General features: G+C 69.2%; 10 protein-coding genes and 3 pseudogenes. 5 read left to right on the top strand and 8 right to left on the bottom strand.

Translation table 11 applies throughout. The features are described 5' to 3' along the window. Positions 1–872 (bottom strand): annotated as a pseudogene (locus tag ACFWZ2_RS38820) (hypothetical protein); the annotation flags it as partial. An 87-nt stretch (positions 873–959) separates the two neighbouring features. Here ACFWZ2_RS38820 and ACFWZ2_RS38815 point away from each other — a divergent pair. Together ACFWZ2_RS38815 and ACFWZ2_RS38810 are read left to right on the top strand one after the other, a co-directional pair. Then, positions 960–1,502 (top strand): hypothetical protein, encoded by a 543-nt coding sequence (locus ACFWZ2_RS38815; protein WP_384554057.1) that lies wholly within the window; start codon positions 960–962, stop codon positions 1,500–1,502. A gap of 45 nt (positions 1,503–1,547) precedes the next feature. After that, positions 1,548–1,706: a hypothetical protein gene (locus ACFWZ2_RS38810; RefSeq protein WP_384554055.1), complete on the top strand. Its 159-nt coding sequence runs from the start codon at positions 1,548–1,550 to the stop codon at positions 1,704–1,706. A gap of 32 nt (positions 1,707–1,738) precedes the next feature. Here the strand turns inward: ACFWZ2_RS38810 and ACFWZ2_RS38805 are convergent, their stop codons facing one another. Next, a complete protein-coding gene (locus ACFWZ2_RS38805; protein ID WP_384554053.1) occupies positions 1,739–2,416 on the bottom strand; it encodes a hypothetical protein in 678 nt (225 codons plus the stop codon). Positions 2,417–3,143: 727 nt separating this feature from the next. On the opposite strand from ACFWZ2_RS38805, the pseudogene ACFWZ2_RS38800 reads away from it, so the two are divergent. Both ACFWZ2_RS38800 and ACFWZ2_RS38795 read left to right on the top strand, forming a co-directional pair. Continuing rightward, positions 3,144–5,036 (top strand): annotated as a pseudogene (locus tag ACFWZ2_RS38800) (collagenase); the annotation flags it as partial. Positions 5,037–5,092: 56 nt separating this feature from the next. After that, on the top strand, positions 5,093–5,455 hold the full coding sequence (locus ACFWZ2_RS38795; RefSeq protein WP_384554064.1) for a PPC domain-containing protein: 363 nt from the start codon (positions 5,093–5,095) through the stop codon (positions 5,453–5,455). A gap of 373 nt (positions 5,456–5,828) precedes the next feature. Here ACFWZ2_RS38795 and ACFWZ2_RS38790 read toward each other — a convergent pair. Beyond that, a pseudogene (locus ACFWZ2_RS38790) lies at positions 5,829–5,972 on the bottom strand (TetR family transcriptional regulator); the annotation flags it as partial. A 175-nt stretch (positions 5,973–6,147) separates the two neighbouring features. On the opposite strand from ACFWZ2_RS38790, the gene ACFWZ2_RS38785 reads away from it, so the two are divergent. Beyond that, positions 6,148–7,416, top strand: a complete 1,269-nt coding sequence (locus ACFWZ2_RS38785) for a hypothetical protein (RefSeq protein ID WP_384554051.1) — start codon at positions 6,148–6,150, stop codon at positions 7,414–7,416. A gap of 507 nt (positions 7,417–7,923) precedes the next feature. Here the strand turns inward: ACFWZ2_RS38785 and ACFWZ2_RS38780 are convergent. From ACFWZ2_RS38780 to ACFWZ2_RS38760, 5 genes are all read right to left on the bottom strand, one after another. Beyond that, positions 7,924–8,709, bottom strand: coding sequence for a hypothetical protein (locus ACFWZ2_RS38780; RefSeq protein WP_384554049.1), 786 nt, complete (start codon positions 8,707–8,709; stop codon positions 7,924–7,926). Positions 8,710–8,840: 131 nt separating this feature from the next. Then, complete coding sequence (locus ACFWZ2_RS38775; RefSeq protein ID WP_384554047.1) at positions 8,841–9,110, bottom strand: hypothetical protein; 270 nt, start codon at positions 9,108–9,110, stop codon at positions 8,841–8,843. A 29-nt stretch (positions 9,111–9,139) separates the two neighbouring features. Next, on the bottom strand, positions 9,140–9,550 hold the full coding sequence (locus ACFWZ2_RS38770) for a hypothetical protein (protein ID WP_384554045.1): 411 nt from the start codon (positions 9,548–9,550) through the stop codon (positions 9,140–9,142). Between the two features lie 139 nt (positions 9,551–9,689). After that, positions 9,690–10,373 (bottom strand): zf-HC2 domain-containing protein, encoded by a 684-nt coding sequence (locus ACFWZ2_RS38765; RefSeq protein WP_384554043.1) that lies wholly within the window; start codon positions 10,371–10,373, stop codon positions 9,690–9,692. Next, positions 10,370–10,939 carry a sigma-70 family RNA polymerase sigma factor gene (locus ACFWZ2_RS38760; RefSeq protein WP_384554041.1) on the bottom strand — a complete coding sequence of 190 codons (570 nt, stop codon included), beginning with the start codon at positions 10,937–10,939 and terminating at the stop codon, positions 10,370–10,372. The genes ACFWZ2_RS38765 and ACFWZ2_RS38760 overlap by 4 nt, the downstream gene beginning before the upstream one ends.

Raw genomic sequence — 10,939 nt, 5'->3', positions numbered from 1 at the left:
TCGGGGGCCTCGGGGGCCTCGGGGGCCTCGGGGGCCTCGGGGGCCTCGGGGGCCTCGGGGGCCTTCGAGGTCGGCCCGAAATGCCCGGCCAGAAACTCCTGAAAGGCAACTTTCGCCCGCATCAGTGGCACGCGGACCTTCTCCTCGCGCTCGTGTGCCGCCCGCAGCTTGCGCGAGCCCTCGCTGTAGTGGGCGCGGGCCCAAGGTGAGTACGGCCGGGCAAGCCGCAGCGCACCGAACACGGTGAGGGTGGGCACGAACAGGCCGATCATCCCGGTCCAGACCTTGCCCTTGGCCAGCGTGACCAGGGCGAAGGCGAGGTTGACCAGAACGACCCCGGCGATGAGCCAGGCGACGGTTCTGGGATCGGCCCCGTCGGGCGCGATGGCGTCTCCCAGGCCCAGCGGCTTGATGCCGACCAGGGCAAGGCCGGTGAGCGCGACGGCGAGGAACACCGCGTCCACCGAAAGGCGCCCGCGCTCGGACCAGTAGACATCCTCCAGGTGCAGGACCAGGGCGAACTCGTCCAGGACCAGGGCCGCCCCGATACCGAAGAGCAGAGCGGCAAGGGCCGCCCACAGTGACCGTCCGGACTGCACGGCAAGCCCGCCGACGCCCCCGACCATCATGAAGACCAGGCCGAAGACGACGTGGTGGATGTGCAGTCCGCCGGGGGTGACGTTCTTCGGCCACCACTTCACCTCGGCCCTGATCATGCGGACGCTGAACCTGATGAACAGGAAGGCACCGATGAACGCGACCAGGAAGCAGAAAAGGCGCAGTCGTCCGGTGTCGATCACGGTGCGTACGAACCAGTCCGACATCCGATACTCCAGCTCGTTGGCCAGACACCCCCGCCAGATCAGGATCACCAGTACCTGCCTCTTCCGCGATCCGAGCGGTGCCCCGCCGGCACCGGCCGACGCGCGGATACGCCGCGCCAGGGCGACGATGAGGTCATGGCTACACGGCGTATCGGCACGGCAGGGGGCGGAACGGCGATGACCGGCGGATCGTCCGCCGACGCCCCCGAATGGCGCCGGAAACTGCTGCTCGGCGGCGCGGCACTGCTCGGCCTTGTCGCGGCCTACTTCCTGGCGGCAGCCATCGTGCCCCGGTGGTGGGCGCAGCGCATCGGCGACGCGGTCAACGGCCACCTGTGGGTCGGCGTCGTACTCGGCCTGGTCATCGGCCTCGTCTGCACCGTGCTGCCACTTCTGCTGCTGCGGTACGCGGTGCGCAGAGAGCGGTCCAAGCGGGTCCGGGGCATCGCGGCGGTCGGCGCGCTCCTCCTTGCGGTGCCCAACCTGTGCACGCTCGCCGTGGTGGTCGGGAGGGGCAGCGGGGCGCGCGCGGGCCGGACGGTCCTGGACGTCAAGGGGCCGATGTTCCGCGGCGCGACCCTGTGGGGAGTCATCATCGCGGTGGTGGTCTTCGCAGGGCTCCTGTGGCTGCTGTCGTCCAGGCGAGAGGGTACGGCGACGGATGGCCGGGCCAGGTGAAACGGGCAGCACCGGCACTCCATCACCCCGAGAACGCTGAAGCGCATGCCCGCTGGCGAGATCGCCGTCATGGTCATCACGGTGGTCTGCGTGGTCGCCACCGGCAACCGGCGCGTCAACGTGCTCGGCACACTGCACGACTCGGGCCCACCCAGGAACTGGACGCCGCCCTTGACCGAGCGCTCACACGGCGGGCCAAGGTGACGGTGCTGGCGGCATCCCCCGTACCGGATTGCTCAGCTGTATGAGATGCGCTCGACTTCCATGAGTTGAGCGGCACCGATGCGGCTGTCCTCCAGAGACAGGAGCCACGGCAGCAGTTCCGGCGTGGCGTGTACCTCGTCGTAGAAGCCGAGGTGGAGGTCGGCGAGTCCGTCCTCGATGAGCCACCAGTCGAGTGCGTCGCTGAGATGGAGGTCCGCCGCCTCGGTGCGGGTTTCGGACCAGATGGCCAGCCAGGGGGCGAGGGTGCCCGTGGTGACCGCGAGCGTTTCCAGTACGTCGATGACGCTTCCGGTGCTCGGGTGAGTGCTCAGGACTGACCGCCACCAGGCGTGCCAGACATTCTCCAGTGCTGTGCGCTCCGGCGCTGTCCAGTTGCGCCAGCCGGCAGTGAGTAGCCGCGAGGCGACCATGTCATGGATGAGCCCATCAGCAACGAGGCGCCGGACGATTCGGGGCGTCAGCTTGCGGTACAGGCCCGGGAAGTCGTCCCAGTGGTCGGGCACCTCGTGCGCGACGTGGCTGATGAGTTCCTGCGGTATCTCGCGCACGGGGCCGGCCAGGGCTTCGAGATCGGCTTCGCCGTAGCAGTAGGTGCAGCCGCCCACGGCAATCGGCAGTTCGGCGTGTGATGCAAACGTGGCATCCAGGACATTGAGTGCATCGTGGAGGAGCTGGTGCGGGTCGGCCATGAGGTGCCTGACGGGACTCCATCCGGGAGCGCCGGAGAAGAGAGCGACGCTACCACAGGCATGGCGCCGCCAACTCCCTGATGGTTGCCAATCCAAGCAGCACAACGAATATCCGACTCCGCTGAGGAGCCTGTGCCAGCGATGGGCCACGCTTGCCCGACAGACCGATGCCCCGGCGATCGGCAGGCAAACGGGCGCTCCGCTTCACGTGGCGCCCGCGCTGTCGGCCGCAGGACGCGGTGCTGTCCGCCGCGTCCTGCCCTCACACGGGAAGGTGGCGTCGGACGTGCACATCGACTTCCCGGCCGACGAGAACGCCGCCCCCGGCGGCGGGGGCTGTCTACGGGCTTGGCGGTCATCGCGGAGTCGCGAGGGGGGACGTCGATCCGTTCGCTGGTTCAGGAGTTCGCGGAGTCGACGCTCACGAAGAAGCAGCGTCGTGAGCGGGCAGAACGGACCAGGGCTTACGAGGTTGTGGGCGAAGCTGCCGTCTCACGCCGGGATGGCAGCTCCGGGCAACGGGAACCGGCGGCCCGTGGCTCACCTGATGCGGGGGCGTTCGTCCTCGGTGATCCGGCGCTTGCGCCCGCAGCAGGGTCGGTCGGCGCATGCCGAGCCCCGAGCAGCCCGCTCCCTCCGGGGGCCAACTCCCTTGACCCACGCGGATGTTGTGGCATGGCACAAGGCGAAAAGGATGAAGGACGCGAGCCTTGTCCACTCATGAACCATGTGCAATTTTACATGTCACATGTGCTATGTGCTCATGTCAAGCAAGGCCGCTCGCCACATCCCCACAGAAGGAGAAGCCGCGATGTCCCTACGGCGCTACGTCGTGCCCTTACTGATAAGCACCGCCCTGATAGCGGGGAGCGGCGCGCAAGCGCTCGCCGCGCCTCCCGTTCCGGAGCCCGCCGCTGCCGCCGCCGCTACCGCCGCCCCTGCCCCGCGCGGCAAGCCGGTCTCAGGACCAACCAAGATCGTCGAGCAGGACAGAGCAGGCAAGCAGCAGAGAGCCGAGCGGCTCGAGCCGCTCGCACCCCCCATCAAGACGGCCCCCAAGGCGCTGCGGACGACCGGAGCCGCGGCCGACTGCCGGGTCTCCGACTTCACCGGCAACACGGGCACGGCCCTGGTCAACGCGATCAAGGCCGCCTCGGTCGGCTGCGTCAACTCACTGTTCAGCGTGACCGGTTCCGACCAGTACCACGCCTTCCGTGAGGCGCAGATGGTCACCGTGGCGGGCGCGCTGCGGACGAACGCCGCGTCGTACAACGGGACCAACGCCGCCAGCACGGAACAACTCGTCCTGTATCTGCGCGCCGGGTACTACGTCCACTACTACAACCCGGACACGGTCGGCCCTTACACGGGCACCCTGACCACCGCGATCAGGCAGGCGCTCGACACCTTCTACGCCAACTCGGCCACCCGCACCGTGAGCGACGCGAACGGGGAGATCCTCGGGGAAGCCGTCACCCTCATCGACAGCGCCGAGGAGAACGCGCGCTACCTGTACGTCGTCAAGCGCCTGCTCGCCGCGTACGACAGCGCCCACAACGCGAACTGGTACATGCGCAACGCCGTCAACAACGTCTTCACGGTCCTGTTCCGCGGGGAGTGGGCGGACGGCTACCCGGCCGCGGTCCAGGCCGACCCGAGCATCGTGGACGCGGTCTACGACTTCGCCGCCAAGCACCTGGACCTGCTGGGCACGGACTCCGCGTTCCTGGTGGCCAACGCCGGTGGGGAAACAGCCCGGTTCGTGCAGTACGACGCCCTGCGGAGCAAGGTCCGTCCGCTGAGCAAGTGGCTCCTCGACAACAGCGCGATCACCGGCGCCCGCGCGAAGCTGTGGGTGCGCGTGGCCGTCGTGGCCAACAGCAAGGACGCGGCCAACTGCTCCGCCTACGGCACCTGCGACCTGGAGAAGCAGCTCAAGGCCGCGGTGCTGCCCCAGAACCACACCTGCAGCGCCGGAGTGCTGCACATCCTGGCCCAGAAGATGACCGACGACGAGTTCCAGGCGGCCTGTTCGAGCCTGCTCCGGCAGAACACCTACTTCCACGGCGTCGTCCAGGACGGCGGGCGGCCGGTGGCCGACGACAACAACACCAACATGGAGGTGGTCGCCTTCAAGTCCAGTGATGACTACCAGACCTACGCCGGCGCGATCTACGGCATCGACACCAACAACGGCGGCATGTACCTCGAAGGCGACCCCTCAGCCGCAGGCAACCAGCCGCGGTTCATCGCCTACCAGTGGGACACGGACAACGGCTTCGCGGCCCGCATCTGGAACCTCAACCACGAGTACACCCACTACCTCGACGGCCGGTACGACATGTACGGCGACTTCAACGCCGGACAGACATATCCGGCCGTGTGGTGGATCGAGGGCGCGGCCGAGTACGTGTCGTACTCCTACCGCAACCTCCGCTACGACGCCGCGCTCAAGGAGGCTCCGAAGCACACGTACGCACTGAGCACCCTCTTCGACACCACCTACGCGAACACCAACACGGACCGCACCTACCACTGGGGCTACCTGGCGGCGCGGTACATGCTGGAGAAGCACCCCGCCGACGTGACCAGGCTGCTCGGCTACTACCGCACGGGGAAGTACGCCGACGCGTACAACTTCACCAAGTCGCTGAACTACGACAGCGCCTTCAACACATGGCTGGACACCCTCTCCAGCGGCGGCACGACCGAATGCACGGCGTCCGACACCCGGGTCCTGGACAAGAACTGCCAGCGCAGCAATGTCTCCGCGACGACCGGCAACACCGCCCACTTCTACATCTGGATCCCTCCGGCACAACGTCCCTCACCATCAAGACCTCCGGCGGCACCGGCAACGCCGACCTCTACTTCAACCCCGACACCTGGGCCACGCCGAGCGTCAACACCGCCCGGTCCACCGGCCCTGACAACACCGAGTCCCTCACGGTGACGGGCCTGCGGCCGGGCACGTACCACTACATCAGCCTGCACGCCGCGACCTCGTTCACGGGAGCGACCGTCAGCACGAGCTACTAGCCGTCGCTCCGCGACGTCATGGTGAAGCCCGTGCCGGGGCGACTCGATCGCGGCCCCGGCACGGGCCCGTTCCTGGTGGGTATGGACTACGGGTCAGGAGCGCTGCTCAGGACGGCAGATGCCACAGTTGGTTGGGCTTGGCATGGCAGGTCCACAGGTGGAGCGGCGTCTCGTCGCCCCAGGTGCCGCCCTCGGCGTCCAGGCACTTCCCGGAGTACGGGTGAGCCGTCGGCGGCAGGACGGAGCGAAACCGTCCGGCGCGTGGTGGCCATGGCCGACGAACAGCAGCCACAGCCACCGGACCGGCCGTTGACCTCGATGTCCGCGGGTGAGGCGGTGCGCAGCACCCGCGTCAGCGCGACCGCGGCGGCGCCTGCCGGGTGAGCCCGACGCGCTCGGCGATGAGGGCCAGGGACGCGCGGTGGTAGCCGCGTTCGGCAAACACCTCCAGACCGACCTCCAAGATCTGCTTCCGGCGCTGAGTCGACCGCTCGCTGCGGCTCCGTCTTGTGTCCACTCATTCCCTGACCGCTCCCCATCCCCACCCGATCAACCGGCCGCCGTCACCCCGATCGGAAGCTACGCCGACCGGGGCAAGCCGCCCGCGCCGCCTCCGCTGGAGCGCGCCCTGCCGGGGTGACGCGCTCTAGGGTGCCCCTGCTTGGAGAGGGGCCACCCCCGGAGGGACACCTATGGAACAGCCGCAACCCGTCACCGTGCCGCCGACGGCGCGAGCCGCGACCCTGCGTATCGCGGTCGCCTGCGTGGGCGCCGCGCCCGCCGTCGTCCTGCGTCTCACGGGCGCCGAGCTGTCCGCCGCACCGAGCGTCGCGGTGTTCGGGCTCGGCGTACTGTGTGCGGCGCTGCTGCTGATGTGGGCGGCGGAGGCCGCACGCGCGGACATGGCAGGGGCGCTGGCCCTGGCGCTGCTGGCGTTCATCGCGGTGCTCCCCGAGTACGCCGTGGATCTGTACTTCGCGTACGCCTCCGGAACCCGCCCCGAGTACGCGGCGTACGCGGCGGCCAACATGACCGGCGCCAACCGGCTGCTGGTGGGTGTGGGCTGGCCACTGGTGGCCCTCGCGGCCTGGCTCGCGGCGCGGCGCACGAGTGCCCGGGGCGCGAGCCCGGTCATCGAACTGGAGCCGCACCGCCGCATCGACGTGGCGTTTCTCGGGGTGGCCGCGGTGTTCGCCTTCGTGATGCCGCTGACGCGTGAGATCGGCTGGTACGTGGCGCTCCTTGTGATCCCCTGGTACGGCTACTACCTGTACCGCATCGGCCGGTGCAGCTCCGCCGAACTGGAGCAACTGGTAGGAGTCCCGGCTCGCCTCACCACCCTCCCCAAGCGGCCGCGACGTACCGCCACGGCTCTGCTGTTCGCGACCGCCGCGGCCGTGATCTTCGCCTGCGCCGAACCGTTCGCCAACGGCCTGGTGGACGCGGGCAGTTCACTCGGCATCGACCGGTTCCTGCTGGTGCAGTGGCTGGCCCCGCTCGCCTCCGAGGCCCCGGAACTGATCGTCGCCGTGGTGTTCGCCTGGCGGCTGCGGGCCAGTGACGGTCTGGGCGCGCTGCTGTCCAGCAAGGTCAACCAGTGGACCCTGCTGGTGGGTTGCCTTCCTCTCGCGCACGTCCTGGGCGGCGGGAGCTCGTCGCTTGCCCTGGTGACGCGCCAGGTTGACGAGGTCGCGCTGACCGCCGCCCAGACCGCGCTCGCCGTCGCCGTCCTGCTCGACCTGCGCTTTCGCCCCTGGCAGGCGCTGGGGCTCTTCGCCCTGTTCGCGGTGCAGTTCACGCTGCCCGGTGAGTACGCCCGCCAGATCCTCACGTACGTCTACCTCGGCCTGGCGGCCGTGCTCGTCGTCACGCGCAGGCGCCACCTTCCGGAGACTGTGCGGGCGTTGGGCGGGCATGTCCCCGGTGATCCCCACCATGGACGGATTCCCACCGCACCCTGAGAACGCGCCCACCGCCGAGGGTTCCAGCACGCCGCACCAGGCAAGCGAGAACGCCGATGCCCTCGCCGCCGCACGCATCTCCAACAGCCTCGCGGGACCGGCCGAGGTGCGAGACACCCTGCGCTGGCTGCACGCATACCACCGCACCACTCGCCCCGTCGCATGCGCCGACGTGGATCTGCCCCCGTGGCGCGGGTCCTGGGCAGGGCCCGAATCGCCCCGAAGTGGGCGACCGCGCTGGTCAGGGCCCTGCTGGTCCTGACGAACCGCGAGGTCTCCCGGTGACCGACGATCTTCACCGGAGTCATCCGCCCACTACCAGGCCGAGCACCCCGAACCCCACGCACACCAGATCCGTGACCAGCAACTTCACGATGCACACAGCTCAATGGCGCGACCGCAACCCGCTACGACATGACTGCCGACTCCTACCCGTGATCTTCACCGGGTGGCTCCACGAGGAGGCCGGAGGGTGCCGGAGCACACTCGGCCCGCGCTCCCCCGATGTCACCAGAACCGGGACAGGGGACCTACCTTGAACGCCGTCGTGCCGACGCTGATGTTGCCTGCGAAGGGGTGGTCGAGGACGACGACGAGCAGCAGGCTGAAGCCGATGAGGGCGGCGACCGAGCCGACGAAGAGGAGTTGTATGCGGCGGCTCTTGATGCCGTAGAGGAAGGTCAGGGGGACGAATACCAGCGCGCCGCCGTACACCAGCGCCTTCAGCAGGCCAGGCAGTTCCTGGCGGGCGATGGTCATGCGGGCGCGGCGCTGGGCGACCACCTCATTGAGGTCGTCGATCGCCTCGCGGTAGAAGGCCTTCTCCCCCTCGGTACGCGGCTCGTACGTCTGGAGCGCGGTGAACAGTTCCTGCACCTGGTGCTGGGCGACGGTGTACTGAGGCTTCGCGGTTCGCATGAGGGGCCACTGCACGTCCACGACCTTGTGGGCATAGGCGCCGACGGCTGCGTGTACGCGGTCGCGTTCGGCGGGCGGGAATGCCTGGCTGTCCCAGGTGAGCTGGGCCAGGGACGACGCCTCGTCCTGCACCACCGTTTCGGCGTCCTGCATCTGGGTCCACAGCGTCACGACGACGAACGCGAGAATGATGCCGTAGATGGCGCCGTACATGCCGAGTACGACTCCGACCATGTCGTTGTGCTCACCGTCTGCCAGTTCCGGGTGCCGCCGGTGCGTCAGCACGCTGCCCGTCAGCGCCAGGGCGACGATGCCGCCGACGATCACGGCAGTGATCGCGGTGGTGGACATGTTGTTCAGCAGCCACAGTTCCACAGGCCCCCTAGGCGGCGTCTCGGTCTGAGTCGGTGAGTCAACAGGCAGGCGCTTACGCTCACTTGTGGTGCACCACGATGACGACGGATATGCCTGGGAGGCGGGTTCGCCACTCGGAAGGGGGACACGGACTAGCGGCAGTTCGTTGAACTCGTCAAGAGCAGGGGTCGACGGCCGATGGAATCGAGAGCCGTCACCCGCGGCGCCGCCAGCTCGCGGCCCGACTGCTCGACCTGTTGTTGTCTCAACCCCTCCAAAACCACCGGCTCAGCCTCCGCGGCCGACAGTTCCGCCAGCACCAGCACGACCGTCTCCCGCGTGATCTCCCACCGCGACAGATCCTCCCGCCCCTTCTCCAGCCGAAGGGCCAACTCCGCTGTCTCTGCCTGGAGTTCCTCCACCCGCTGCCGAGCCGCGGCCTCTTGTCAGCTCAGGCCGTCCCGTGGAGCCGCCGTACGTTTCGCTCCTTGCTGCGGTGGACGAGGAGCCGGATGGAGCAGACAACGGCGCAGGCCAGACCCGCATAGAGCAGAAGGGAAGTCCAGAACCACACCACTTCAGTGCTGTAGCCACTGCTCCAGTGACAGCTGATGGACGGCGGGAAACTCCTCACGTCGACTGATGTCAGCGTGTAGTCCCGTCCCGCGTCCCTGTACACGCCATCGCCGGTCTTGTCCGCGCACACGTCGAGTGGGTTCGTGAAGGCGAGCCCGTATATAGACCCAGCCCCGTAGGCGGCGATCGCTGCCGCGCTGCCGATCACAGCCCAACGGGCCGGCAGCGAGGGCTTCCTCCTGGACACCCACAAGGCATACGGGATCGCGCAATCCACGGAAGCCATGAATGGCAGCAGACGTAGAGCCACACCTGATGCCCCTGGGTGGGGCAACCATACGAAGGGCCAACCCTGTCCCGCTGAACAACGCGGGGAAGACGTACGCTCCGCTCGGTCGGTCCCGCCGCCGGGAGCGGGTGGGGTGTCACGAGTGTGCCTCTGCCAGGACTTGGCCCGCGGGGCCGATGATTTCTATATCGGTGACCTGGTCGGGGGGCAGGGCGGTGGCTCCGGTGACCTTGACGGTGCCGCCCGGTGGGGTGGACCAGGTGGCGGCGGTCTCGCGGGTGCCGTCGCGGCCGGTGACGACGAGGACCGTGTGCTGGCCGGCGGGGAGCTGGGTGGCGTCGAGGCGGAGTTCGGTGCCCCAGGGGCGGGCGGCGAGATCGGCATCGGCCGTCGGCCGGGGGCTGTTGGGCGCGGTGAGCGGGATGCTGCGGGCGACCGGCGTGGAGGTGGCGGGCTCGGCCAGGGAGGTGCCGAGCCACAGGCCCACGCCCGCCGTGCAGGCGGCGAGGGCGACTCCCGATGCGGTGAGCAGCCGTCTGCGGTGGCGGCGCGCGCGGTCGAGGCTGTGCAGGGCGGTGGGGAGGGCGTCGGTGGGCCGTTCCCCGGACTCTCGTGCCTCCCCGGTGCCGTCGGCGGGGTCTGCGAGGGCCAGCAGGGCGGGCAGTGGCGCGTAGGTGCTCAACTCGTCGCGGCAGTCGGCGCAGTCCCGCAGGTGGGCGTTGATCTCGGCGCGGTCGTGGGGGGACAGGCCGCCCAGGACGTACGGGCCGAGGAGTTCGCGGAGGCGGTCGTGGCCGTCGTGGTCGTGGCCGGTGGTCATCGGGTCACCCCCAGTTCGTCGAAGGCGGCGCGCAGGGCGCGTACGGCGTAATAGGCGCGGGACTTGACGGTGCCCTCGGGAATGCCGAGGCGGGCGGCGGCCTCGGTGACGGTGTGACCGGCGTAGTAGAGCTCGGCCACCACCTCGCGGTGCTGGCGGGTCAGGCGGCGCAGGGCCTCCTCGACGAGCCACCGGTCCACCACTTGGTCGTCCACCCGGTCGACGGGTGCGGTGTCGTGGTGGCGGGTGAGGTCCTCAGGACTGCTGGGGACGCTGGGGCGGCGCTGCTCGGCACGGTGGTGGTCGACCAGGACGCTGCCCGCGATGGTCAGCAGCCAGCTGCGGACTGACGCTCGGTGTAGCCGCCGGTACGGGCGCGGGGTGCGGACTTCCAGGCCCGCAGCAGGGTCTCCTGGACCATGTCCTCGACCTGCCCGGTGTCGCCGCCGGCGGGCGCGGAGGAAGGACCGCAGCCGGGCCCCGTGCTCGGTGTACAGCGCGGTGATGAACTCCTCGTCCGCCTGCCGTCCGGCGCGGTCCTTCTCACGTCTGCCGCTGTGGATCAC

The sequence above is a fragment of the Streptomyces sp. NPDC059002 genome (assembly GCF_042740435.1).
In the GTDB taxonomy this organism is placed as follows: domain Bacteria; phylum Actinomycetota; class Actinomycetes; order Streptomycetales; family Streptomycetaceae; genus Streptomyces.
Note: the sequence above shows the minus strand (reverse complement) of the source record. Positions and strands in the feature narration are given on the sequence as shown.

Coding starts and splice junctions, on each gene's coding strand:
- ACFWZ2_RS38815 (WP_384554057.1), top strand. CDS start 960: ATGGCTACACGGCGTATCGGCACGGCAGGGGGCGGAACGGCGATGACC.
- ACFWZ2_RS38810 (WP_384554055.1), top strand. CDS start 1,548: ATGCCCGCTGGCGAGATCGCCGTCATGGTCATCACGGTGGTCTGCGTG.
- ACFWZ2_RS38805 (WP_384554053.1), bottom strand. CDS start 2,416: ATGGCCGACCCGCACCAGCTCCTCCACGATGCACTCAATGTCCTGGAT.
- ACFWZ2_RS38795 (WP_384554064.1), top strand. CDS start 5,093: ATGGCTGGACACCCTCTCCAGCGGCGGCACGACCGAATGCACGGCGTC.
- ACFWZ2_RS38785 (WP_384554051.1), top strand. CDS start 6,148: ATGGAACAGCCGCAACCCGTCACCGTGCCGCCGACGGCGCGAGCCGCG.
- ACFWZ2_RS38770 (WP_384554045.1), bottom strand. CDS start 9,550: ATGGCTTCCGTGGATTGCGCGATCCCGTATGCCTTGTGGGTGTCCAGG.
- ACFWZ2_RS38765 (WP_384554043.1), bottom strand. CDS start 10,373: ATGACCACCGGCCACGACCACGACGGCCACGACCGCCTCCGCGAACTC.